Raw genomic sequence first — 22,673 nt, 5'->3', positions numbered from 1 at the left:
ATCGCCGCGACGGTGGACCTGTTCCAGCGCTGGTTCTGAGCCGGAACCCGGTAGAGCCGGCCGCTGGCCGGCTGCCACGTTTCCAGGTCTGCCGGCCAGCGGCCGGCACTACCAGTACCCGGACATCGGTCATCACCGACTGAGGCTGTTCAACTGGATCGCCGCGACGGTGGACCTGTTCCCGCGTTGGTTCCGAGCCGGAACCCGGTAGAGCCGGCCGCTGGCCGGCTGCCACGTTTCCAGGTCTGCCGGCCAGCGGCCGGCACTACCAATACCCGGACACCGGTCATCACCGACTGAGGCTGTTCAACTGGATCGCCGCGACGGTGGACCTGTTCCAACGCTCGTTCTGAGCTGGAACCCGGTAGAGCCGGCCGCTGGCCGGCTGCCACGTTTCCAGGTCTGCCGGCCAGCGGCCGGCACTACCAGTACCCGGACATCTGTCATCACCAACTGATGCTGTTCAACTGGATCGCCGCGACGGTGGACCTGTTCCCGCGTTGGTTCTGAGCCGGACCCCGGTAGAGCCGGCCGCTGGCCGGCTGCCACGTTTCCAGGTCTGCCGGCCAGCGGCCGGCACTACCAATACCCGGACATCTGTCATCACCGACTGAGGCTGTTCAACTGGATCGCCGCGACGGTGGACCTGTTCCAGCGCTGGTTCTGAGCCGGAACCCGGTAGAGCTGGCCGCTGGCCGGCTGCCACGTTTCCAGGTCTGCCGGCCAGCGGCCGGCACTACCAATACGGGACGACGGGCATCACCGACTGAGGCTGTTCAACTGGATCGCCGCGACGGTGGACCTGTTCCTGCGTTGGTTCTGAACCGGAACCCGGTAGAGCCGGCCGCTGGCCGACCGCCACGTTTCCAGGTCTGCCGGCCAGCGGCCGGCACTACCCGTACCGGACATCGGTCATCACCGAAGATCGATGAAGCCGTTGTCGGCCAGTTGCGCCGGCTCGTCCTGCACCGCCGACAGCACGAAATCCAACGCCTTGCCCAGCAGCGTGCCCGGACCATCCCAATACTCGGCCGAATCGGCCCGCACGTGGATCAGGCGCAGGTTCGGGTCGTCTTTGCCGCCGGGGAAGAACAGCTTCATCGCCGGCGACCACAGTTCCTCGATCTTCGCGCGGTCGTCAACGATGCGCGCGCGCCCTGCCACCGAGACGTAGGTGTTCTTCGAAGGCGAGGCATAGGCCACGTTGACGTGCGGATCAAGCGCGATCTCGGCAACCTTCGGGCTGTCGGCGGTGATGACGAACCACAGGTCACCGTCGAAGGTGACCTGCTGGGTGGCCAGCGGTCGGCTGTAGAGCCGCCCGTCGACGCCGGTGGTGGTGAACATCGCCACCTCCACGTCCTTGATCAGTTCGGCCAGCTGGGCGATGTGTTCGGCGCGGGTATCCGCCATGGGAGGCTCCAATGGGTAGAGCCCCCATCAGACCCGTCGCGGCTGCAACGGGCCGTGACGCCATTGTTCAGCCCGCGTGGCGGGCGTGCCAGGCCTGCATCGCCAGTTCGAACGAACGCAGGCGCGCGCGGTGGTCGTACAGGTTGGCGGTGAGCATCAGCTCGTCCGGCGAGTGCCGCTCAACGAACGCGGCGATGCCATCGGCCACCTGCTGCGGATCGCCGAGCACGGTGCAGGCCAGGGCCCGCTCCACGCCGAGCTTTTCGTGCGGCTCCCAGAACGCTTCGATGTCGTCGATCGGCGCCGGAATCTTGCCCGGCCGGCCGCGGCGCAGGTTGACGAAACTCTGCTGCTGGCTGGTGAACAGGCGGCGCGATTCGGCCTCGCTGTCACTGGCGACGACATTCAGGGCCAGCATCGCGTGCGGCTGCTTCAACGTGGCCGAGGGGCGGAACTCGCGGCGGTACACCGCCAGCGCCTCGTCCATGGCGTCGGGCGCGAAGTGCGAAGCGAACGCATAGGGCAGGCCCATCGCGGCGGCCATGCGCGCGCCGAACAGGCTGGACCCCAGGATCCAGGTCGGCACCCGCAGGCCACCGCCCGGAACCGCCTGCACCGCCTGCCCGGGCTGTACCGGCTCGAAGTAGTGCAGCAGCTCGCGCACGTCCTGCGGGAACTGGTCGGCGCTGTCAAAGTAGCGGCGCAGTGCACGCGCAGTCGGCTGATCGGTGCCCGGCGCACGGCCGAGGCCGAGATCGATGCGGTCCGGATACAGCGACGCCAGCGTGCCGAACTGCTCGGCCACCTGCAGCGGCGCATGGTTGGGCAGCATGATGCCGCCGGCACCGACGCGGATGCGCCGCGTGCCGCCCGCGACGTGGCCGATCAGCACGGCCGTGGCCGCGCTGGCGATGCCCGGCATGTTGTGGTGTTCGGCCAGCCAATAGCGGCGGTAGCCCAGCGCATCGGCATGCTGGGCCAGTTCCAGCATGTTGGCGAAGGCGGCGGTGGTGTCACTGCCCTCGCAGACCGGGGCCAGGTCAAGGATCGACAACGGGATCATCAGCGGTTTTCCGTCACAGGATCCCCCCTGCATGGGGTCGGCCGGGCGCAGCGGCCAGTGCCGGTGGCAGGATGCTGATTCCCGCGGCGCGGGTTCGGCGCTGACCGGGCCGATCCGGGTGCCCTGATCCGCGACAAGCGCGATTGGTAGTGCCGGCCGCTGGCCGGCATTCAGGTAGAGGGCTTCGCGCTCGGCCAGCGGCCGGCTCTACCGGAGCGCGGTCAGAACGCGCTCGGGCGCGGCTCCGGCAACGGCTGGTCGACCATCGGCTTTAGTTCCGCATCCAGCGCAATGCGCTCGTCGAATACGAAGCAGCGGCCTTCGTAACCCTCGCCGCCCACCTCCTCGAAGTACCCCAGGATGCCGCCGTCGAGCTGCAGGACGTTGTCCATGCCGTCGTTGACCATCCACAGCGCCGCTTTCTCGCAGCGGATGCCACCGGTGCAGAAGCTGACCACGGTGCTGTCCTTCAACGCTTCGCGGTGCGGCGCCAGCGCCTCGGGCAGCTCGGTGAACTTGTGGATGGGCAGCACCAGCGCATCCTTGAACGTGCCGTACTCCACTTCCTGCAGGTTGCGGGTATCGAGCATCACCACCGGCTTGCCGGCGTCGTCGTGCCCCTGCCGCAGCCAGCGCTGCACGGTGGCCGGGTCGACCGACGGTGCGCGCGGATAGTCCAGCGGTTGGCCGTCATCGCGACGGAAGCTGATGATCTCGTCCTTCACCTTGGCCTTCAGCCTTGCGAACGGCTGGTGCTCGCTCAGGCTGGTCTTGACCCGCATATCGGCGAAACGCACATCGGCGCGCAGCGCCGCGTAGAAGTCCTCGACCGCGTCCGGTGCACCGGCCAGGAACAGGTTCAGTCCCTCGCCCGCCACCAGGATCGTGCCCCGCAACCCGGCCGCCTGGGCACGCGCCAGCAGCTGGTCGCACAGGGCCTGGGGGTGGTCGATGACGGCGAAATGGTAGGCAGCGGTGTTGGCGATCATCCCGCCATTTTAGCGCCTCCCGCCCGCACAGACAGATTCAGGGGTCAGCGCCCTCTGCACGGCAGAGGGATCCGGCCCCGGCAGGCACCCGGAACCTGTCAGAGGCAGGGCGGTGTGGGCAGGCGGGACCGTTGGCGCCATGGATGGCGCCATCGAGCCCCAAAGGGTGAGGGCGCTTTGCTTGCGAAGCACTGCTTCGCAAGCGCCCGAACGCACAGTCGCCAGCGGCTGGGCCGGACCGCGGAGCGCGGGTTTACGGCGTGTTCCGCCTGCCCACACCGCCCTGCCCGCCACGGATTGCCTGCTGTTGCTGTTGCCGTTGCATCGGCGGGTGCCGGGTGCAACCCGGCCGAACGCTCTACCCCCGCAACAGCACGAACGGCAGCAGCACCAGCGCCGCCGCAGCCACCATCCCCAGCAGTACCAGCACCACGTAGACCGGCCGCCGCCGGAACAGGCTGCCGAAGGTCTCCGCCGTGCCATCCCGCAATGCCTGCTCGCGCTCGGCCCGCACGCGCACGCCGCGCGCCGCCTGGTACTCGGCCATCAGCGCCTTCGCGCGCGGATGATCGGCGTCCTCGCGCAGCCACAGGCCACCGTTGGAAATGCCCCAGGGGCTGGGTTCGGTGCGATACCAGGCGATGCCGTGCTGGTCGAGCAGCGTGCAGACATCGGCATATTCGTCGTCACCGACATTGCGCAGATTGAGCAGGAGTTTTGCCATGCCGCCATGATACCCGGCGCCGATGCGCTACCCTTGCCGCCCTCGACCTGCGCCTACCGGAGACGCCCGATGCGCCGCCTGCTGCTTCCCCTGCTGCTGTCCCTCGCCGCCGCTGGCTGCTCGACCGAACCGTCCGGCCCGCCGCCGGGGGGCACCCTGACCACCTTCGAACGCATCGATACCGTCGCTGGCACTGGCACCGAAGCCGTTCCCGGCAGCAAGGTCACCGTGCACTACACCGGCTGGATCTACGACAACCGCACCGAGACCAAGCACGGAAAGACCTTCGACAGCTCCTTCAAGCACGGCCAGCCGTTCACCTTCGCGCTCGGCGCCGGCCAGGTCATCCGCGGCTGGGATGAGGGCGTGGCCGGCATGAAGGTCGGCGGCAAGCGCACGCTGATGATCCCGCCGGACTATGGTTACGGCGACCGCGGGGTCGGCCCGATTCCGGCCGGTTCGTCGCTGGTGTTCGACGTCGAGCTGCTTGATGTCAAACCGTAATTCCGCCGATGCGCGTCGGGTTGCCGTGATCGGCGGTGGCCCGGCCGGCCTGTTCGCTGCCGAGCGCCTGCGCGCCGCCGGGCTGGACGTCGACCTGTACGAGGCGAAGGGGTCGCCTGGCCGCAAGTTCCTGATCGCCGGCAAGGGCGGGCTCAACCTCACCCACTCCGATCCGCGTCCGCTGTTCGACCGCCGTTACCGCGAACAGGCCGCTGCCGTGGGCCGCTGGCTGGACGGCTTCGACGCGCAGGCACTGCGCGACTGGGCCGCCGGCCTGGGCGTGGAGACCTATGTGGGCAGCTCGGGCCGCGTGTTCCCGGTCGACCGCAAGGCCGCGCCGCTGCTGCGCGGCTGGGTGCGCCGCCTGAAGGAACAGGGCGTGCGCCTGCATGCCAACCATCGCTGGATCGGCTGGAGTGACGACGGCGCGCTTCGCTTCGCCACTGAAGCGGGCGAAATCGAGGTTCACGCCGATGCCACCGTGCTGGCCATGGGGGGCGGCAGCTGGCCACAGCTGGGCAGTGATGGCGCCTGGGTCGCTGCCCTGCAGGCGCGTGGCGTGGATGTCGCGCCGCTGCAGTCGGCCAATTGCGGTTTCGATGTGGACTGGACGCCGTTCTTCGCCCAGCGCAACGCCGGCGCGCCGTTGAAGCCGGTGGTCGCGCACTGGATCGACCTGGACGGACAACCACAGTCGCTGCAGGGCGAATGCGTGGTCAGCGGATACGGCATCGAAGGCAGCCTGGTCTACGCACTGGCAGCGGATCTGCGCGAGACCGTCAACCGTGATGGCCACGCCATGCTGTGGTTGGACCTGGTGCCGGGCCGCGACGAGGCGCGCCTGCAGGCCGAACTGTCGCGCCCGCGCAAGGGCCGCAGCTTCGGTGAGCACCTGCGCCGCCAGGCCGGCCTGGATGCGGTGAAGGCCGCGCTGGTGTTCGAGTTGCTCGGCAAGGACGCGGGCAACGACCTAGCGTCGGTCGCTGCCACGCTCAAGCGCCTGCCGCTGCGGCTGCTGCGGCCGCGACCCATGGCCGAAGTGATCAGCACTGCCGGCGGCGTGCGCCTGGATGCGATGGATGACGGCCTGATGCTGCGGACAGTGCCCGGCGTATTCTGCGCGGGCGAGATGCTGGACTGGGAAGCGCCGACGGGTGGCTACCTGCTGACCGCGTGTTACGCCAGTGGCCTGCGCGCGGCCGAGGGCGTGATCGGGTGGCTGGCCGGACGGTGACGCCTGCGTTGTAGCGTCGAGCAAGCTCGACGCTACATCACCACGGCCGGCGCATGCTCACCGAGGCCAGCGCCACGCCGCTGGGATGCGGGTAAGTCTCTTCGCGCACGCTGACAAAGCCCTGACGTTGATAGAACGGCACGGCATTGAGCGAGGCCGACAGCACCACCTCACGCTCATGATCGGCCATCGCCAACAGGCGCTGCATCAGCGCCTGGCCGATCCCTTTTCCGCCACGATCCGGATCGACAAACAACGCGTCGACCTCATTGGCCTCGGCATCAAACACGCCGAAACCGAGCAGGCCGCCCTGCCCGTCCTCGGCCACCACGCAACCGCCCTGCCCCAGCAACCGCGCGTACTGCGAAGGTGGCGGCGATGCCGACCACGGTGCAATGACCTCGGGAGGGTAGTGACTGCTGCAGGTTTCACGCACACAACGCGTGCGCAGCGCCCACAGCGTGGCGACATCATCGATGGTGCCGGTCCTGAACTGCATGCCGTCTCCTTGTAGCGTCGAGCCCTGCTCGACTGTTCTTCGTTCCAGACAAGCAGTCGAGCATGGCTCGACGCTACAGGGACATTAGCGCGACTTGCTGGCGCGCAGCGCCTGGATCTTCGGCGGCGGTTGGAACGAGTCGCTGCGCGCATCGGCCCAGAACGCATGGAACACCGCATGGTCGGGCACCTTGTGCAGCAGCTCGCCCGGTTCCAGGTAGCGGTAGAGCGAGGCCAGCGAGCGGATCTCCACGGGCGAAACACGACGCAGGATGTGCTCCGGCCCCAGCTCGGCCGGATCGTTCAGGCCCGCGGCACACAACAACTCCTTCAACGCATGCAGCGTGTGCTCGTGATAGCTGTACACCCGGGTGGCCTTGTCCGGTGCATCCAGGTGCTTCCAGCGCGCCGGGTCCTGGGTGGCGATGCCGGTCGGGCACTTGTCAGTGTGGCAGCTCAGCGACTGGATGCACCCCAGTGCGAACATGAAGCCACGACCGGCGTTGCACCAGTCGGCACCGAGGGCGATGGTGCGCGCGATGTCGAATGCACTGGTGATCTTGCCGGCCGCGCCGATGCGGATGCGCTCGCGCAGGTCCAGGCCGACCAGGGTGTTGTGCACCAGCAGCAGTGCTTCGTGCATCGGTACGCCGACATGGTCGACAAATTCGGCCGGTGCCGCGCCGGTGCCGCCCTCGGCACCATCGACGACGATGAAGTCCGGCAGCAGCCCGGTTTCCTGCATCGCCTTGGCGATGCCGAACCATTCCCAGGGGTGGCCGATGGCCAGCTTGAAGCCAACCGGCTTGCCACCGGACAGCGCGCGCAGCCGGGCCACGAACTGCAGCAGCTCGACCGGCGTGGAGAAGGCCGAGTGACGCGACGGCGAGACGCAGTCCACGCCCATTGGCACGCCACGGGTGGCCGAGATCTCGGCGGTCACCTTCGGTGCCGGCAGCACGCCGCCGTGGCCGGGCTTGGCGCCCTGCGACAGCTTGATCTCGATCATCCTGACCTGGTCGTGGGTGGCATTGGCGATGAAGCGCTCTTCGCTGAAGCCGCCCTTCTCGTCACGGCAACCGAAATAGCCCGAGCCGATCTCCCACACCAGATCGCCGCCCATCTCGCGGTGGTACGGCGAAATCGAACCTTCGCCGGTGTCGTGGTAGAAACCACCGCGCCGCGCGCCTTCGTTCAATGCGCGGATCGCATTGGCCGACAGGGAGCCAAAGCTCATCGCCGAAATATTGAACACGCTCGCCGAATACGGCTTTGCACAGTTGGCACCGATCAGCACGCGGAAATCGTGCTTGGCGATGGCGGTCGGCGCCAGCGAGTGGTTGATCCACTCATAATCCACCGCATAGGTGCTGCGCAGGGTGCCGAACGGCACCGTGTCCATCTCGTTCTTGGCGCGCTGGTAGATCAGCGCACGCTGCTGGCGCGAGAACGGCACGTCCTCCAGGTCGCTCTGCACGAAGTACTGGCGGATCTCCGGGCCGATCGATTCCAGGCCGTAGCGGAAATGCGCCATCACCGGATAGTTGCGGCGCAGCGTGCTGCGCTTCTGCAGCAGGTCCCAGGTCCCCAGCGCCACCATCGCGGCAGTCAGGCCGACGCCCCAGTACCAGGCCGGCCAGATCGTGGCCAGCCACAGGCAGATGGGAAACATCAGGATGGCGAGCAGGTAGACGATATACCGGTGCATGGCGTTCCTTGGTTGCAACTGCCTGCGAGTCTACCGCGCCGGCCAGCACCGGCGTTTACAGGCGAGCGTCAACCACATTGCGCGGCCAGGCCGATTTCACGTCGTAGACCAGGCCATCAGGTGCCAGCAGCGCCTGGATCTGCGCCTCGCCCATCGCCTTGAAACGGGCGTGGGCCACCGCCAGCACCACCGCGTCGTAACGCCCCGCCTGCGGCTCGGGCCGCCAGTCCAGGCCTGCATCGGCCAGTGCCGCCGGGCCGACCCACGGATCGCTGACCTCGACCTCGGCGCCGGCATCACGCAGGCGCTGCGCCAGCTCGAGCGCGCGGCTGTTGCGCAGGTCCGGGCAATCCTCCTTGAAGGTCACGCCCAGCACCAGGATGCGCGACTGTGCGGGTGCGCGGCCGCGTTCGGCCAGCATCGCCAGCACCCGCGACGCCACATGTTCACCGACGCGGTTGTTGACCTGCCGCGCAGTGTGGATCAGGTCGGGGTGGTAGCCCACGCTCTCGGACTTGTGCAGCAGGTAGTACGGGTCCACGCCGATGCAGTGGCCGCCGACAAGCCCCGGCCGGAAAGGCAGGAAGTTCCATTTGCTGCCGGCGGCATCGAGTACATCCTGGGTATCGATGCCGAGCCGGTCAAAGATCAGCGCCAGCTCATTGACCAGCGCGATGTTGACGTCACGCTGGATGTTCTCGACCACCTTGGCCGCTTCGGCCACGCGCATCGATGGCGCCGGGAAGGTCCCGGCGGCGATGATGCGCTGGTACAGGCCATCGATCACCGCCGCCACTTCCGGCGTCGAGCCGGAAGTGATCTTGCGGATGTCGGCCAGGCGCCGATGGCGGTCGCCGGGACTGACCCGTTCCGGGCTGTAACCGCAGTAGAAGTCCACGTTGAAGCGCAGCCCGGAGACCTGCTCCAGCAGCGGCACGCAGACTTCTTCGGTGGTGCCGGGATACACCGTGGATTCGTAGATCACCAGGTCGCCCGCGCGAAGATGGCTGGCGATCAGGCGCGTGGCCGAACGCAGCGGCTCCAGGTCGGGCTGCTCGTACGCATCGATCGGCGTCGGCACGGTGACGATGTAGACGTTGCAGGCATCCAGCAGGTCCGGCTCGCTGCCGTACTGCAGCAGTTGCGCACTGGCCAGCTCGTCGGCCTCCATTTCCAGCGTATGGTCCCGGCCATCGCGCAGCTCGGCGATGCGATCGGGATCGATGTCAAAGCCGAGGGTCGGCCAGTGCCGGCCGAAGGCCACGGCCAGCGGCAACCCCACGTAGCCCAGCCCGATCACCGCGAAACGCGGCGACTCCGCCGCCGACAGCGGCGCGCTCACTGGCGCATCCCGCGCAACCGATGAAATCGCATGCGCGCTGGCATGGCTTCGGCCGACCTGCTCATTCGCTGTACCACCCCGGGATGATCCACACCAGAAAGGCCCCAGCGTAACGGTCCGCGGGCCTCGCCGCCAAGGCGGGTTCAGGACCCCAGCGCGACCGCCGCCGGTTCCAGTTCACCGTCGGCGCCGGTCCAGGCCTGCAGCAGCCGTTCGAAACCCCCGCTGCCGAGCAGGAAGCCCGGCCACGCGGCGTCGACGATCTGTGCCAGCAGCTCCGCCTCGATGCGGCGGGTGCCCATCGACCAGCGCGGAAACGCCCGCTGCGCCACCGGTGCCCGGCACAGCACCTTCAGCTGGCCATGGCTGCGCGCGTTGACGATGCGCTGGTACACCGAATCGATGCCATCCTCCGGCCCTTCCAGGTACTGCAGGAAACGGCTGCCATCGAACATCAGCACACCGGTGACACCGGCTACCCGGTTGAATGCCGTGGCGTCGGCCAGCACGCGGTCAAGATCGGTTGTCCGCAGATCGGCGCGGGCCTCACTGGCATAGGCAATCGCGTGCAGCGACATCGGGCAGCTCCCCCCCTGGGAACAATGGCTTGGACTATGACATGAACGGGAGCGACAGTTAAGCATGCCGCCGCCGTTCCGCAATCCGGCCGGAAATGCGCAGCTGGGCTACAATCGGCGCCGCGCTGCAGGCCCGGATGGCGAAACTGGTAGACGCATCGGACTTAAAATCCGCCGGGGGCAACCCCATGCCGGTTCGATTCCGGCTCCGGGCACCACGCCTTTCGCACCACGCAGCGTCAGATCGCACGCGAGTAGCGCGGCTGCTCATGCGCCGCACGCAGGTACGGATCGAAGCACATCGCCAGCAGCCGCAGCAGCGGCCGCCCCGGCTCGCTGGCGCGCACCACACCGTCGCGGTATTCGGCCAGCCCGTCTTCCTGCAGCCGCTGCACCGAGCGCAGGTCTTCGGCGAAGTACTGCTCGAATGCGATGCCATGGCGCTGCCCCAGCATGGCGCCGTCCACCTCGCCCTGGCACATCAGCTGCTGGATCAGCTCGGCGCGCAGCTGGTCGTCGGCACTCAACGCTACGCCACGCCAGACCGGCAACTGGCCCTGATCCACCGCGTCCTCCCACGACGGCAGGTCGCGCGGGTTCTGGCTGTAGGTGGCACCGATGTGGCTGATCGCACTCACGCCCAGGCCCAGCAGATCGGTGTCGGCATGGGTGGTATAGCCCATGAAGTTGCGATGCAGCTGGCCGGCACGCTGCGCGCGCGAGAGATCTTCTTCCGGCAGCGCAAAATGATCCATGCCGATGTACTGGTAGCCTGCGGCAGAGAGCTTCTCCACCGCCAGGCCCAGCAGCGCCAGCTTGTCTTCCGGTGAAGGCAACCGGCGTTCATCGATCTGCTTCTGCGCGCGGAACAGATGCGGCAGATGCGCGTAGCCATACACCGCCAGGCGATCCGGGCGCAGCGCCAGCACCTGTTCGAGGGTGCGGCCGAATCCCTGCAGGCTCTGCCCCGGCAACCCATAGATCAGGTCGACGTTGACCGAACGCATGCCGCTGTCACGGCACGCACGCAGGATGTCCAGCGTCTGCTGCACGCCCTGCACGCGGTTGATCGATTCCTGCACCTGCGGATCGAAATCCTGCACGCCCAGGCTGGCCCGGTTGAAGCCCAGCCGTGCCAGCATCGCCACGTCGTGGGTATCAATGAAGCGCGGGTCGAGTTCGATCGAAAAATCGCGCTGCGGCGAATCGCTGAAGTCGAAGCGCCGGCGCAGGCCTTCCACCAGCGTGGTCATCGCCTCGGCATCGAGGAAGTTCGGCGTACCGCCGCCCAGATGCAGCTGGATGACCTCACGGCCATCCTCGAACTGCGGTGCCAGCAGATCGGCCTCGGCCAGCACGCGCGATACATAGCTGTGGCCACGACCGCGGTCGCGGGTGATCACCCGGTTGCAGCCGCAGTAGAAACAGGGACTGGAACAGAACGGCACGTGCACGTACAGCGACAACGCGCGGGCCAGCCGGTTGCTGTCGGCGATTGCCTGGCGCAGCGCCGGTGCGTCGAAGCCATCGTGGAAGTGCGGTGCGGTCGGATACGAGGTGTAGCGCGGCCCTGGCCGGTCGTGCCGGCGCAGCAGGTCGGGGTCGAAGGTCCAGGCCAGGCCACCGGCGGCGGGAGAGAACGTGTCCATGCGGCCAGCATCGCGCGGCCTGGCCGCAACCGCCTTGACCCAGATCAATCCCGGGCGGGGATCCCCAGCACCGGCAGGCCGACCTGTGGCCAGCGCAGCATCTGGTAGCGCTTCCAGAAGGTGTCACCGATGCGCGCGGCCACGTCGTTGGCCAGTTCCTGCATCGGCGCATTGCCGCACTCGGCAGTGGTGATGCGGAACAGCGCCAGCCAGCGATCAAACAGGTCCTTGTCCAGCTCGATGGCCATGTGCTTGGACATCGGCGAGCCCTTGAAACGGCGCGTACCGCGCAGCATCGCAGACCAGAAATCGACCAGCTGCGCCAGGTGTTCCGGCCAGTCGCGCACATGCGCGTCGAACACCGGCCCCAACCGTTCTTCCCCGCGCACGCGCGCATAGAAATCGTGGACCAGGCGGGTCACTTCCTGCTCGCTGCAAAGCTCGGCCGAAGCGACGGGAAGGACAGGCGGCGGTGTTGCGTTCATCGGGGCACCCAGGGCTTGCCGGCAGTGTGCCGCGACAGGCCGGGACCACCGTTGATCCAGATCAATGTCGGCGCGGTCCACTGCACCTAGGCTGGCACGCCTGCAGGAAACATGCCCTGCGGATGCTGCGCCGGCCTCGGCGGAGTATACGCGCCGCCCTCATTCCGATCCGGGAAAGCATGAACAGACCCTCTCCCAGCCGTCGCCAGCAGCTGATCCAGCACTGGGGTGCCATTCTCTGGCCAAGCTTCATCGCGGCCGGCGTGGCCAGCGTGGTGTTCTTCGCCTTCGTCGACCCGCTCCGGCTGCAGGCGATCAGCTTTCCGGCTACGCCGATCAGCCGCGAACTGGGCTACACGGCAGGCTTCTTCATGTTCTGGACGGTGACGGCACTGTCCAGCGCGGTCACCTGGTACCTGCAACGGCCCATGCCCGGCGACGACGACGACGAGCTGCCACTGGGATGACCACGAAGCCCACCCGCCCCTGGCGTTGGCGCGGCACGCTCAGCGTGCTCGTGCTGGCCCTGTTCTATGCCCTGCCGTGGCTGCGATGGGAGGGCCACCAGGCCGTGCTGCTGGATATCAACGCACGGCGCTTCGACCTGCTTGGCTGGACGCTGTGGCCAGGCGACGTCGGCGTGCTGATCGGGATGCTGGCCGTGATGGCGGTGGGGCTTGCACTGCTGACCCACCTGGCCGGACGCGTCTGGTGTGGCCATGCCTGCCCGCAGACGCTGTGGCGCCGTGCCTTCGACGGGATCGCACGCGGCATGGCCCGGGTGCTGCCGGTGCCGGCCGTAGGCCCCGCCACCCAGGTAGCCTGGGCGGTGCTCTCGCTGTGGACCGGCATCACCTTCGTCGGCCTGTTCAGCCCGATCAGCGAGCTGGTGGCAGCGGCACCGCGCGTCGGCTGGAGCGGCTGGGAAACGTTCTGGGTGCTGTTCTATGCCGCAGCCACCTGGGGCAATGCCGGCGTGCTGCGCGAACAGGTCTGCCGATCGCTGTGCCCGTTTGCACGCATGCAGCCGTTGCTCACAGATCCGCATACACCGCGGATGCTGTACGACGCACGCCGGGGCGAACCGCGCGGCGCACGCCCGTCCGGCCTCGGCGGCGTGCTGGGCCGCGGCCGCGGCCTGCTCGACCCGGTGACCGCCCAGGACTACGTGTTCCGCGCGGCACATCCGCTGCTGGCCGGACCCATGCCGACCTTCAGCGCAGACCGCCTGGGCGATTGCACCGATTGTGCCGCCTGTGTCCGCGCCTGCCCGATGCAGCTGGACATCCGCCAGGGACCGCAGGCCGATTGCCTGGCCTGCGGCGCCTGCCTGGACGCCTGTGCGCAGGAACAGCACCAGGGCGGTTTCGGGCCGGGCCTGGTGCGCTACTGCAGTCCGCAGGCAATGGCCGGGCAACCGCGGCAGTGGTGGCGACCGCGGACCCTGGCACTGCTGTCGATGCTGCTGGCGCTGCTGGCCTGCGGCGCCTGGCGCCTGCTGTGAATCAACCGATCAACGCGGCCCGCCGGCGTGCGGCGGAACCAGCTGCGCACGCCGTACGATGCCGAGCTGCTCGATGATGAGCGCCATTTCATTGGTGAATTCGGTGCGCTCGGTCCCCTGCGGAACCAGGCGGTCAAGCACCTGCTGGTAGGTATCCCAGAACGCCGGACCGCATCCGTGTTTGTGATAACTGGCTTCCAGTTCGCGGCGTACCCGTTCAGCCAAGCCATGCATGCCGTATTCCATACGACCTCCGTTGGACTTGTTCTGCATCGTTGACGGTCTACCGACTCACTTGCGAGCTACTGAAAGACTCCCGGGCTTCACGTCCGGTTGATCCCAATTAGTCACAGATTTCACGACAGGTCAATTACATACGGCGACTTTCGTGATTGAAATTATTAATCGTTCACGAAAGTACATACGGGGAGGCGGGTTCCCCGGATGGGCTGGACCCGACACAGCCTTCCATCCTCCATCCGCCGCTCCGTTAGGCATCGTCGATGGTCAATCCCGTGCCCATCGAACTTTCCTATGTTGCTAAGCATACTTTGCAAATGGCCCATGGGGTGTTACATGCGACAAAAGGCGGCGTAACTCACGCCTGTTCGGGCTGTGTTGCCTGAGTTGCAGGGAACAGGTTGGGGTATCGCTGATGCAGGATGTATTGACGTAGCGCAGGAATCGGGAAATCCCGAGGCCATTGCGACACTGCGGATCGGCTTATGCCAAAGAAGCGCGCCAGTTCGGCGTCGGTCCGGAAACCCAGCCGGGTGCGCACCTGCCGCTTGCTCCAGAAATCGGTCACGGTCGGTCCTTCTGTTAACCAGACTTATTCTTGGAACAAGGGTTCTTTGCGATCCACGCGTTAAGCTGGCTTGCATAGATGAATACTCTCGGCCAACGACTCGCCATTGCCATGAAGAAAGCCGGCCACCCGCGCCCGGCCGATCTGGCCCGCGCCGCCGCTTCGACGACGGCAACCATCAGCAACTGGCTCAACGACCATGTCAGCCCCGCCCACGTGAAGGCCGAACAGCTGTTCCGCATCGCCGATGCGGCCAAGCTGGACGCGCGCGAACTGCTGTACGGCGTGGGCGGGCTTGGCGTCGGTGAGCGGGGCAACACCTATATCCCCAGCCAGGCCCACCTGGATGTCTGGCAGGACGCCTACGAACTGGTCAGCCACCTGGTGGAGGAGAAAGGGCTGGAGATCGACCATCGCCGCCACGCGGCCCTGGACCTGCTGGCCTTCGAGCTGCTGATGGACGGCTTCAGCCGCAGCAAGGTCATCCGGGTGCTGACGACCTCCATGACGTGAATGCACCGCCGCTGGTAGCATGGTCGGCGATGGGATGGGGCTCCCCCGATAACCGCCTGAACGGCTGATGGCTCCTGCCAGGACGAACCGGCGTTCGTCGATGGCAGGCGGTGCCTGCCCTCGGCGTTCGCCATCGAATCAGCGAACCCGCACCCGAGGCACGTGATGCACGCACTGAACAACTACCTCCTGGTTTTCATCGGCGGCGGGCTCGGCGCCTGCGTTCGCCACGCCTGCAACCTGATGGGTGCGCGGGTGGCCGCTGGCAGTCCGTGGCCCTGGTCGACCTTCCTGATCAACATCAGCGGTGCGCTGCTGATGGGCGTGCTGGTCGAGGCCTTCGCCCTGCGCAACGGCGCGTCACCGCAGCTGCGCCTGCTGTTGGCCACCGGCATCCTCGGCGGCTACACCACGTTCTCCACCTACGCGCTGGAAATCGGCGTGCTGCTGCAGCGCGGGCAGCTCGGCCTGGCCGCGCTGTATGCCGGCGGCTCGGTGGCACTGGGCCTGGTCGGCCTGTTCGCTGGCATGAAGCTGGCCCGGCTGGTGCTGGGCTGAGGCTCAGGCCGCGCCCGCGCGCGCCTGCTCCCGCCACTCCCGCGGCGACTGCCCGGTGTGCGCCTTGAACGCGCGCGACAGTGCCGCCTCGCTGCCATAGCCCACCTCGTCGGCAATCCGCTTCAACGGACGCCCCTGACGCAGTGCCTGCTGCGCCAGGCCCACCCGCCAGCCCTGCAGGTACTGGCCCGGCGTGGTGCCCATGGCTTCGCGGAAGCTGGAGGCGAACACGCTGCGTGACATGCCGGCGACCTCGGCCAGGTCTTCCAGGGTCCACGACTGCGCCGGCGCCTCATGCATTGCCACCAATGCCAGCCGCAGCCGCGGATGACCCAGCCCGGCGAACAGGCCACCTCGCATCTCGCCCCCTTCCATCAGCTGGCGCAGCACCTGGATCATCACCACCTCGAACAACCGGTTGACCATCGCCGCACGCCCGCAGCGCTGCTCGAAGGCTTCTTCGAACAGCAGCTCCAGCGCGGCATTGCCGCCATGCAGATCCGTCAGGGGCATGCAGATGAAATCGGGCAACGCCGCGCTGATCGGGTTGAGCCGGCCGCCCTCGAAATGCAGGCTTGCGCAGGCCATGTCGGCGCCGTGCTGCGGATCGGTAACGAAGCGGTGCGGCAGCGGCCGCGGATACAGCAGCAGGCTCGGCACCTCGACCTGCACGGTGTGTGGCCCATGAGTGACCTGGAGCGGGCCTCGCCTTACCAGGTGCAGTTGGCCGGCCTCATCCTCGCCGTCCAGCGTGTTGATGCCGCACAGCGCGCCGGCATGGAACACCGAGGCGGTGACCGCGAAACGTTCCAGCAGAATGGCAAGGCGGTCGACCATGACGGGACTCCGGGTCAAGCGAGGCGAACTCAATGCGACAGATCGTATCGAAATCGGCGATTGAGCGGGCGGCAGCGGCTGAGTGATCCGTCTCGAATTGATGCAGCTGCGCCAGCATGACGACGGCCGCCTGCTGCTGACCGCCCTGTCCTCTGGCCAGAACACCACCGACGTCAACGCCATCCGGGGCGCGATGGATGCCCTCCTTGGTGGATTCCACTACCCGGGAGAGCGCCGTATGCAACCCGCCTTCCCGGGTGGGTTGCTTGGCCGTGATGACCGCGCGCTACCCCGCCTTCCCGAAAGGAATGCGGATAATCGATGCGGTGCTGTGCAGGGCCATGCCGCCAGCATGGAGCGCAGTACGCCCGACCGGCAATGCCCTGCGGCAGTGCAGCGCGCGCAAGGTAGTGCGGGGATCTATGCTCGGCGCCATTCCCGCATGGAATGGCCCCGATGCCCGCCTTGCTTCGATGTGTTCTTGCCCTCTGCCTGCTGCCTTGGATGACATCGCTGGCTGCACCACCGCCAGCAACACGCACGCTCAGCGGCGAGCTGCAGGGCGCACCGTGGCGGCTGGATGTACCGGCCAATTGGAACGGCGACCTGGTGATGCTGGCCCATGGCTACGAACCGGTCGGCGTGCCGCGCACCGCACCCATGGCGGCCAATGACAGCACCGCGCCACTGCTGGCAGCAGGTTACGCCGTCGCGCAGAGCGCCTATGCCAGCCAGGGCTGGGCAGTGGTCGATGCGATCACCGATACGGAACGCCTGCGCCAGCAGGCAGTGGGTGAACTCAAGCATGTCCGCCACACCTGGATGCTGGGATTCTCGATGGGCGGTGCCGTGACCATCGGCAGCCTCGAGCGCTTCCCACAACACTACGCGGGCGGTGTGTCGCTGTGCGGCGCCAATCTCAGTGGCGAACAGATCGCGACCGATCTGCTGACCACGCTGGTCGCATTCGACTACTTCTTCCCCAAGGCCGATGGGCTGCCGCCCGCCGGCCTGGCATCGCGCGAAGCCGCCGCGCTGCCACAGGGCGAGTTGTACCAGGGCATCGCCAATGCGCTGCAGCGCGATCCGCCGCACGCCGCCGTACTGGCGCGGCGGCTGCAGGTCTCGCCTGATGCACTGGCCGGCACGATCAGCCTGCACGCGCTGGTCCTGCACCAACTGGCTACACGGAGCGGCGGCATGCCGATCGGCAACATCGGCGTGATCTACAGCGGATTCGGTGATGACGCCGCGTTCAATGCCGGCGTGCAGCGCATCGATCCCGTGCCTGCGGCGCAGGCGCAAGTGCGCAGCACGCTGGCAATGACCGGCGCACTGAAGCGACCGCTGGTGATCCAGTTCAACCACAACGACCCGACCATCGTGCCGCACATGCAGACGGTGTATCCGCAATTGGCCGCACGGGCTGGCGCACGCCCGCTGCCACGCGTGTTGCCGCCGGTGGGCGAAGGTCACTGCGGTTTTTCTGGAGCGCAGGTGGTCGACGCCTTGAGGGCAGTGCAACGCTGAGTCCAGCGCGTGCCGCAACGCATCGCATCAAGTGCCTGCCGGAAGGGGCTGCTCTGGTGGCAGGGGGCGTTCAGCCGCCGGGGCCTCGGCCTGACCCGCAGGGTGCTGCACGATGCACGCGGCCCGATCGGCATCCAGGGCCAGGCGCTGACCATGTGAGCGCAACGGTGACGGCCCTAATCAGCCGCCCAGCGTGCCCATCGTGAAGGTGTAGCCCGAGCTCATCAGGAATTCGCGCATGCGCATTTCCGCGCGCCGCGGTGAGGCCAGGTTGGCCGGCGCATACAGGGCATACACCAGTCCCGACCCTTCGATATGCTCGCGGCGCACCCCGCAGCGGGCGGTTTCCGAGGCGATGACCCATCCGTCCTTCAGCCGATCCGGGCCAATGGATTGCCCGTTCTTCAAGCGGAAGGTCAACCAGCGCACATCTGCCGTGACTTTGCTCATTTCCGTATCGCTCCCTGGCTGGAGCGATACCTGGTGCCCTTGCTCGCCATTGCAGCTCCCTGAGACGTGGAACCCGACCATAGCGCCTTCCCATGTCGTGGGCGGCTGAGACTGGCCGCCACGGCGCGGCCAGCTGCCGCAGGGGACGCCCGTCGCGTCGGAAAGGGTGGCAGCCGGGAGCACCGTGCCCGCGCAGTTCGCAGGCACTGGATGGGCCTTATGCGGTGCGGGCGATGCCTTGGTTGAGGGCGTGCAGCGCATCGGCCAGCGCCTGGATTTCGGTGCGCAAGGCCAGCCGCTGCAGCCATCTCTCAGGAATTCCGCGCGCGCCATGGAATGCGCCCGCCAGCTGCCCGGCGATGGCGGCCGTGGTGTCGGCATCCTCGCCAAGATTGGCCGCCTCGAGTACGACGGCTTCAAAGGTATCGTGGCGATCAAAGCACCAGAGTGCAGCTTCCAGACTGTCGACAACATAGCCATTGCCACGGATCTGCTCACGCGTCGCATCACGATAGCCGCCCGCGGCGATCTGCTGCAGCCGCGCGCTCTCGACGGGAACATCGCTGAGATCCAGCACTCCGTCGCGGGTGCTCCCCGCCAGCGCCCGCTCCAGCGCGACGGCCAGCAGGCGGCACGCCTCCAGGCACTCCTGCGCAGCGTGCGTGGTTCGCGAACTCAACGCGGCCATGGCCTGCAGATCGGGGGTCCCGGCGTAGCGCAACGCGACCGGCGCCAAACGCATGATCGAGCCATTGCCAGCGCTGCGCGGGTCGTCACTTCCCGCCAGCGGATGGCCATCCTGCAGGAACCGGTCGATGGCAGCCCGTGTCGCCATGCCGATATCGAAACACTCCCCGGTCGCACTCCAGTAACCATGCCGGTACCAGTTGGCGTAGCGGTTCATCTGATCGCGCGCGTCGAAGGTTTCGCAACGCACCAGGCTCTCGGCCAGGCACATCGCCATGGAGGTATCGTCGGTCCACTGCCCCGGCTGCAGCTGGAACGGCCCGCCACCCACCATGTCGGTGATCGGGGTGAAGCTGCCACAAGGCTTGAACTCCAGCGTGGTACCGACGGCATCGCCGCACGCGAGGCCGAGCAACGCACCCCGGAAGTGATCAATCTGGTTCATCAGGCAAGTGTAGCGCCGCCGCCGCCATGACTGGCCGCCAGGCCGCGCAACGATCGCGCGAGCAGGAAAGCGATCGCAGCCAACAAAAAAGCCCTGACCGGAGTCAGGGCTTTTCAATTGGAGGCCTCAAGCGGAATCGAACCGCTGTAAACGGATTTGCAATCCGGTGCATAGCCACTCTGCCATGAGGCCAACGTACTGCACGCCAGGAACACTGCCCTGACAAGACAAAACCCCAAGATGGGGCCTGTCGGAACATGGAGCGGGAAACGAGACTCGAACTCGCGACCTCAACCTTGGCAAGGTTGCGCTCTACCAACTGAGCTATTCCCGCGTAAGCCGACATGGTACCGGAAATCCGGGACACACACCAGCGATTTCACCTTTCTGACTGCGCGCAGAGCCTTGTGGCCCAACGTGCCCCGCCTTGCCGTGGCGGGAGAAAAACAAGGCCCCTGTCGGGGCCCTGTAGAATCTGGAGCGGGAAACGAGACTCGAACTCGCGACCTCAACCTTGGCAAGGTTGCGCTCTACCAACTGAGCTATTCCCGCAGATTCTTCGACCTGCGTCGAAGGAGCGCCATTGTGTCCAAATTCCTTCACGCCGTCAACAGTCTTCACATCATGCCGTCACGGGCGTCCGCAGTGGGGTACGCTGCCCCGCCCGGCCCCGTTCACCGATGCTCCTTCGCGGCACGCCCCTGTTGATCGCCCTGCTGCTGCATCTGCTGGTGGCCCTGCTGTACTGGGCACTGATGCCGATGGGAATGAACTGGTATCGCGACCATTTCGGCTTTGCTTCACATCGTGACATCGGCTTGGGCATCGCCCAGTTCCATCTGTTCTGGATGTTCATTGGCGCCCAGCCGCTGATCGCGGTGCTGCGGCCGCTGTTTGCCAAGCTGCTGGTGCTGGCGATTCCCCTGGCGTTCGCGAGCTGGACACTGATGCACAACCATCCGCTGCGCCTGCTGTACTTCACCCTCGGGCCCGGCCTGCTGGCACTGGCCGCGATCGCCATTTCCGCGTGGTATGCGTCACACAACCGCCTGCCTGCCACCACGGACACCACCAATGCCTAGACGCTACGTCCGCCTGTTCTGGCTGCTGGTTTCATTGACCTGGCTGGCGCTGATCGCGGCCTTGGTCAACGCCGGTTTCACCCCGGACTACTGGCTGCTGCACCACCTGGAAGGCGCCGAGTCGCCCTACCCGACCAGCACCGTCATCGTGTTCGCGTTGCTGGGCACGGTCGAACTGGTGGTGGCCGCCTTGATCGTGCGGCCGTGGAGACTGAAACGCCTGTGGCTGCGCCTGCTGATCGCCTTCGCCCTGCTGGTGCTGTGGTCGGTGCCGTGGATGCTGTCGGCGATGCATCAGCCGCCGGTACAAGGCATGCACCTGCTGTGGCTGCTGCTGTTGGACGTGGGCCTGCTGCTGGCGCTGTGCGGGGTGTCGGCGGTGAGCGCATGGCGGGCGTTCAGGCGTCCGCCACAACGCTAGGCCTACTTCCGGAACTCCACCCGCACATGCTGGCCGAAGCGTGCCTTGGCCTCGCCGTCGAACTCCAGCACGCACTCCACCACCTTGGCCACGCCACGCCCCGCGTCTTCAGGCAGGCGGGCCTGCGCGAACACCGGGCTGATGCGTACCACGCGTGCGGTCGGCAGCGTGCCGGTGTTCTCGGCACCATCGCTGTCCGGTACCACCGTCGCTTTCATGCCTACCTGCACCGCATCGGCATAGGAGGCACTGAGTTCGGCACGCACCTGCAGCGGGCGTGCCGGCAGCAGCGAGATCGCCGGCTTGCCGCCCTGCACGAAGGCGCCCAGGCCCGGCACCTGGCCGACCACGGTGCCGGCTTCCGGTGCACTCAACGACATCTGCTGCAGTTTCAACCTGGCGTGCTCCAGCTTGTGCTGGGCCATGTCGACCTGCGCACCCGCCACGTCGACGTCGGCGCGAACAACCGCCAGCTGCTGCCTGGCCGCATCGGCCTGCTGGTTGGATGACACCCCTTCGCTGGCGCCGGTGGACAGGCGGGTGGCGTTGCGCTCCAGTTCGCGCAGCTGCGCCTGGCTGCCCTTCAGGCGATCATTGGCCAGGGCCAGATCGGCGGTGGCCATCGCCACTTCCTGCTGCAGCAGCGCGCCATCCAGCGACAGCAGCAGCTGCCCCTTCTTGACCGTGGCGCCCTCCTTCACCGGCGCAGCGGTGATCGAGCCATCCACCGGCGGTGCAAGCGCGATCAGGCCGCCCTCGACATCGATGATGCCGCGCGCGACCGCGACCTTGCCGGCGGCGGCTGCATCGGCCTTGCCCGAAGGCGGCTGTACAGGCGCGGGCGCGTCCCTGGAACAGGCGCCGAGCAGCAGTGCCGCGGAGAGGGCCAGGCTGAGGGGAAGCAGGTGCGGCGTCTTGGTCATGGGGCGGACTCTACGGTTTCGTTCTGGCGGCGGTCATCACGGACCATGCCGTCTTCCATGGCGATCACCCGATCCGCATGCCGGATCAGGCGCGGATCGTGGCTCACGCACAGCACGGTGGCGCCGTGCGCCCGCGCATAGCGATGCAGGATGTCGATCACGCGCTGACCGTTCTCGGCGTCCAGCGCGCTAGTGGGTTCGTCGGCGAAGATCAGCGTTGGCGACTTGGCGAAGGCACGGGCCACCGCCACGCGCTGCTTCTCACCGCCGGACAGCTGCGCCGGGCGCATGTGGCTGCGGTGGCTGAGGCCAACCTCTTCCAGCGCCCTGCGGGCCAGTGGTTCGCTTTCGCGATCGCGCATGCCGCGGTAGCCCAGCGGCAGCTGCACCTGCTCCAGCGCGGTCAGCGCCGGGAACAGGTTGAAGCCCTGGAACACGAAGCCGACATGGTGCAGGCGGAACCGCTCCACCTCGCTGCGGGTCATGTGCCCCACATCCTGGCCCAGCGCGTGCACCCGCCCACCATCGGGCGCGGACAGGCCGGACAGCAGAGACAACAGCGTGCTCTTGCCGCACCCCGAAGGCCCCGACACCAGGGTCAGCTCGCCGGGGTAGATGTCCAGCGACAGGCCACGCAGCACCGGCACCTGTACATCGCCCGACATGAAGCCTTTTTCCAGTGCGTCGGCCTGCAACGTGGGGGCGATGGCATGTTTGGAGGTCATCGG

The 22,673-nt window shown here is 67.1% G+C and carries 27 protein-coding genes, 4 tRNA genes and 1 riboswitch; of the genes, 11 read left to right on the top strand and 20 right to left on the bottom strand.

Translation table 11 applies throughout. The features are described 5' to 3' along the window. Positions 1-915: 915 nt before the first annotated feature. The 4 genes from LRM18_RS14045 to LRM18_RS14030 form a co-directional block, all read right to left on the bottom strand. Positions 916-1,413, bottom strand: a complete 498-nt coding sequence (locus tag LRM18_RS14045) for a pyridoxamine 5'-phosphate oxidase family protein (protein WP_270954853.1) — start codon at positions 1,411-1,413, stop codon at positions 916-918. 67 nt (positions 1,414-1,480) lie between these two features. Next, positions 1,481-2,476 carry an LLM class flavin-dependent oxidoreductase gene (locus LRM18_RS14040; protein WP_053463437.1) on the bottom strand — a complete coding sequence of 332 codons (996 nt, stop codon included), beginning with the start codon at positions 2,474-2,476 and terminating at the stop codon, positions 1,481-1,483. Positions 2,477-2,697: 221 nt separating this feature from the next. Further along, on the bottom strand, positions 2,698-3,465 hold the full coding sequence (locus LRM18_RS14035; RefSeq protein WP_270954852.1) for a sulfurtransferase: 768 nt from the start codon (positions 3,463-3,465) through the stop codon (positions 2,698-2,700). Between the two features lie 358 nt (positions 3,466-3,823). Next, complete coding sequence (locus LRM18_RS14030; protein ID WP_049468563.1) at positions 3,824-4,189, bottom strand: DUF6164 family protein; 366 nt, start codon at positions 4,187-4,189, stop codon at positions 3,824-3,826. A 69-nt stretch (positions 4,190-4,258) separates the two neighbouring features. Here LRM18_RS14030 and LRM18_RS14025 point away from each other — a divergent pair, with 69 nt between their 5' ends. Both LRM18_RS14025 and LRM18_RS14020 read left to right on the top strand, forming a co-directional pair. After that, positions 4,259-4,693 (top strand): FKBP-type peptidyl-prolyl cis-trans isomerase, encoded by a 435-nt coding sequence (locus tag LRM18_RS14025; RefSeq protein ID WP_049468561.1) that lies wholly within the window; start codon positions 4,259-4,261, stop codon positions 4,691-4,693. After that, positions 4,680-5,927, top strand: coding sequence for a TIGR03862 family flavoprotein (locus LRM18_RS14020; RefSeq protein ID WP_270954851.1), 1,248 nt, complete (start codon positions 4,680-4,682; stop codon positions 5,925-5,927). The genes LRM18_RS14025 and LRM18_RS14020 overlap by 14 nt, the downstream gene beginning before the upstream one ends. A 37-nt stretch (positions 5,928-5,964) precedes the next feature. Here the strand turns inward: LRM18_RS14020 and LRM18_RS14015 are convergent, their stop codons facing one another. The 4 genes from LRM18_RS14015 to LRM18_RS14000 form a co-directional block, all read right to left on the bottom strand. Next, a complete protein-coding gene (locus LRM18_RS14015) occupies positions 5,965-6,426 on the bottom strand; it encodes a GNAT family N-acetyltransferase (protein WP_270954850.1) in 462 nt (153 codons plus the stop codon). 84 nt (positions 6,427-6,510) lie between these two features. Further along, entirely contained in the window at positions 6,511-8,133 is a 1,623-nt protein-coding gene (locus LRM18_RS14010) for an FMN-binding glutamate synthase family protein (RefSeq protein WP_064238081.1), read from the bottom strand. A 55-nt stretch (positions 8,134-8,188) separates the two neighbouring features. Next, positions 8,189-9,475: a nucleotide sugar dehydrogenase gene (locus LRM18_RS14005; protein ID WP_270954849.1), complete on the bottom strand. Its 1,287-nt coding sequence runs from the start codon at positions 9,473-9,475 to the stop codon at positions 8,189-8,191. A gap of 143 nt (positions 9,476-9,618) precedes the next feature. After that, positions 9,619-10,053, bottom strand: a complete 435-nt coding sequence (locus tag LRM18_RS14000) for a BLUF domain-containing protein (protein ID WP_049468552.1) — start codon at positions 10,051-10,053, stop codon at positions 9,619-9,621. A gap of 131 nt (positions 10,054-10,184) precedes the next feature. On the opposite strand from LRM18_RS14000, the gene LRM18_RS13995 reads away from it, so the two are divergent. After that, a tRNA-Leu gene (locus tag LRM18_RS13995) sits at positions 10,185-10,271 on the top strand. Between the two features lie 21 nt (positions 10,272-10,292). On the opposite strand, the gene hemN is transcribed toward LRM18_RS13995, so the two are convergent. Together hemN and LRM18_RS13985 are read right to left on the bottom strand one after the other, a co-directional pair. Beyond that, positions 10,293-11,702 carry an oxygen-independent coproporphyrinogen III oxidase gene (gene hemN, locus LRM18_RS13990; RefSeq protein ID WP_053463579.1) on the bottom strand — a complete coding sequence of 470 codons (1,410 nt, stop codon included), beginning with the start codon at positions 11,700-11,702 and terminating at the stop codon, positions 10,293-10,295. Between the two features lie 44 nt (positions 11,703-11,746). Further along, positions 11,747-12,187 carry a group III truncated hemoglobin gene (locus tag LRM18_RS13985; RefSeq protein ID WP_049468550.1) on the bottom strand — a complete coding sequence of 147 codons (441 nt, stop codon included), beginning with the start codon at positions 12,185-12,187 and terminating at the stop codon, positions 11,747-11,749. Positions 12,188-12,366: 179 nt separating this feature from the next. Between LRM18_RS13985 and LRM18_RS13980 the strand changes: the two genes are divergently transcribed. Together LRM18_RS13980 and LRM18_RS13975 are read left to right on the top strand one after the other, a co-directional pair. Then, the gene (locus tag LRM18_RS13980; RefSeq protein WP_049468548.1) at positions 12,367-12,654 is read left to right on the top strand and encodes a hypothetical protein; all 288 of its coding nucleotides are present in this window, start codon (positions 12,367-12,369) and stop codon (positions 12,652-12,654) included. After that, positions 12,651-13,691, top strand: a complete 1,041-nt coding sequence (locus LRM18_RS13975; RefSeq protein ID WP_270954848.1) for a 4Fe-4S dicluster domain-containing protein — start codon at positions 12,651-12,653, stop codon at positions 13,689-13,691. The genes LRM18_RS13980 and LRM18_RS13975 overlap by 4 nt, the downstream gene beginning before the upstream one ends. 9 nt (positions 13,692-13,700) lie before the next feature. Here LRM18_RS13975 and LRM18_RS13970 read toward each other — a convergent pair whose 3' ends face one another. Both LRM18_RS13970 and LRM18_RS13965 read right to left on the bottom strand, forming a co-directional pair. Then, on the bottom strand, positions 13,701-13,937 hold the full coding sequence (locus LRM18_RS13970) for a hypothetical protein (protein ID WP_053506619.1): 237 nt from the start codon (positions 13,935-13,937) through the stop codon (positions 13,701-13,703). A 352-nt stretch (positions 13,938-14,289) separates the two neighbouring features. After that, positions 14,290-14,499, bottom strand: coding sequence for a hypothetical protein (locus tag LRM18_RS13965; RefSeq protein WP_080375681.1), 210 nt, complete (start codon positions 14,497-14,499; stop codon positions 14,290-14,292). Between the two features lie 111 nt (positions 14,500-14,610). On the opposite strand from LRM18_RS13965, the gene LRM18_RS13960 reads away from it, so the two are divergent. Both LRM18_RS13960 and crcB read left to right on the top strand, forming a co-directional pair. Next, the gene (locus LRM18_RS13960) at positions 14,611-15,012 is read left to right on the top strand and encodes a hypothetical protein (protein ID WP_049468541.1); all 402 of its coding nucleotides are present in this window, start codon (positions 14,611-14,613) and stop codon (positions 15,010-15,012) included. A 23-nt stretch (positions 15,013-15,035) separates the two neighbouring features. Next, positions 15,036-15,096, top strand: a riboswitch (Fluoride riboswitch). A gap of 81 nt (positions 15,097-15,177) precedes the next feature. Continuing rightward, positions 15,178-15,570, top strand: coding sequence for a fluoride efflux transporter CrcB (gene crcB, locus LRM18_RS13955; protein ID WP_049468539.1), 393 nt, complete (start codon positions 15,178-15,180; stop codon positions 15,568-15,570). A 3-nt stretch (positions 15,571-15,573) separates the two neighbouring features. Here the strand turns inward: crcB and LRM18_RS13950 are convergent, their stop codons facing one another. Continuing rightward, positions 15,574-16,407: an AraC family transcriptional regulator gene (locus tag LRM18_RS13950; protein ID WP_270954847.1), complete on the bottom strand. Its 834-nt coding sequence runs from the start codon at positions 16,405-16,407 to the stop codon at positions 15,574-15,576. 456 nt (positions 16,408-16,863) lie between these two features. Between LRM18_RS13950 and LRM18_RS13945 the strand changes: the two genes are divergently transcribed. Further along, on the top strand, positions 16,864-17,937 hold the full coding sequence (locus LRM18_RS13945; RefSeq protein WP_270954846.1) for a hypothetical protein: 1,074 nt from the start codon (positions 16,864-16,866) through the stop codon (positions 17,935-17,937). A 9-nt stretch (positions 17,938-17,946) separates the two neighbouring features. Continuing rightward, positions 17,947-18,096: a hypothetical protein gene (locus LRM18_RS13940; protein WP_206150142.1), complete on the top strand. Its 150-nt coding sequence runs from the start codon at positions 17,947-17,949 to the stop codon at positions 18,094-18,096. Between the two features lie 21 nt (positions 18,097-18,117). Here LRM18_RS13940 and LRM18_RS13935 read toward each other — a convergent pair whose 3' ends face one another. The 5 genes from LRM18_RS13935 to LRM18_RS13915 all read right to left on the bottom strand — a co-directional run bounded on the left by LRM18_RS13935 (position 18,118) and on the right by LRM18_RS13915 (position 20,071). Next, complete coding sequence (locus LRM18_RS13935) at positions 18,118-18,387, bottom strand: hypothetical protein (RefSeq protein WP_005415995.1); 270 nt, start codon at positions 18,385-18,387, stop codon at positions 18,118-18,120. A gap of 217 nt (positions 18,388-18,604) precedes the next feature. Further along, positions 18,605-19,519 carry an ADP-ribosylglycohydrolase family protein gene (locus LRM18_RS13930; protein WP_270954845.1) on the bottom strand — a complete coding sequence of 305 codons (915 nt, stop codon included), beginning with the start codon at positions 19,517-19,519 and terminating at the stop codon, positions 18,605-18,607. Positions 19,520-19,637: 118 nt separating this feature from the next. Next, positions 19,638-19,711, bottom strand: a tRNA-Cys gene (locus tag LRM18_RS13925). Positions 19,712-19,777: 66 nt separating this feature from the next. Beyond that, a tRNA-Gly gene (locus tag LRM18_RS13920) sits at positions 19,778-19,853 on the bottom strand. A gap of 142 nt (positions 19,854-19,995) precedes the next feature. Continuing rightward, positions 19,996-20,071: transfer RNA gene (locus LRM18_RS13915), tRNA-Gly, on the bottom strand. Positions 20,072-20,199: 128 nt separating this feature from the next. Between LRM18_RS13915 and LRM18_RS13910 the strand changes: the two genes are divergently transcribed. Both LRM18_RS13910 and LRM18_RS13905 read left to right on the top strand, forming a co-directional pair. Continuing rightward, positions 20,200-20,601, top strand: a complete 402-nt coding sequence (locus LRM18_RS13910) for a hypothetical protein (protein ID WP_057493625.1) — start codon at positions 20,200-20,202, stop codon at positions 20,599-20,601. Then, positions 20,594-21,022, top strand: coding sequence for a hypothetical protein (locus LRM18_RS13905; RefSeq protein WP_270954844.1), 429 nt, complete (start codon positions 20,594-20,596; stop codon positions 21,020-21,022). The genes LRM18_RS13910 and LRM18_RS13905 overlap by 8 nt, the downstream gene beginning before the upstream one ends. Before the next feature lie 2 nt (positions 21,023-21,024). Here LRM18_RS13905 and LRM18_RS13900 read toward each other — a convergent pair whose 3' ends face one another. Together LRM18_RS13900 and LRM18_RS13895 are read right to left on the bottom strand one after the other, a co-directional pair. Continuing rightward, positions 21,025-21,945, bottom strand: coding sequence for a biotin/lipoyl-binding protein (locus LRM18_RS13900; RefSeq protein WP_270954843.1), 921 nt, complete (start codon positions 21,943-21,945; stop codon positions 21,025-21,027). Next, positions 21,942-22,670 (bottom strand): ABC transporter ATP-binding protein, encoded by a 729-nt coding sequence (locus LRM18_RS13895; RefSeq protein ID WP_049470093.1) that lies wholly within the window; start codon positions 22,668-22,670, stop codon positions 21,942-21,944. Before LRM18_RS13895 ends, LRM18_RS13900 begins: the two co-directional genes overlap by 4 nt. Positions 22,671-22,673: the final 3 nt, after the last annotated feature.

The organism is Stenotrophomonas sp. PI_27 (assembly GCF_027854495.1).
GTDB classification, from domain to species: Bacteria; Pseudomonadota; Gammaproteobacteria; order Xanthomonadales; family Xanthomonadaceae; genus Stenotrophomonas; species Stenotrophomonas pavanii.
The sequence above is the reverse complement of the archived record's forward strand: the minus strand, read 5'-3'. Positions and strand labels throughout refer to the sequence as shown.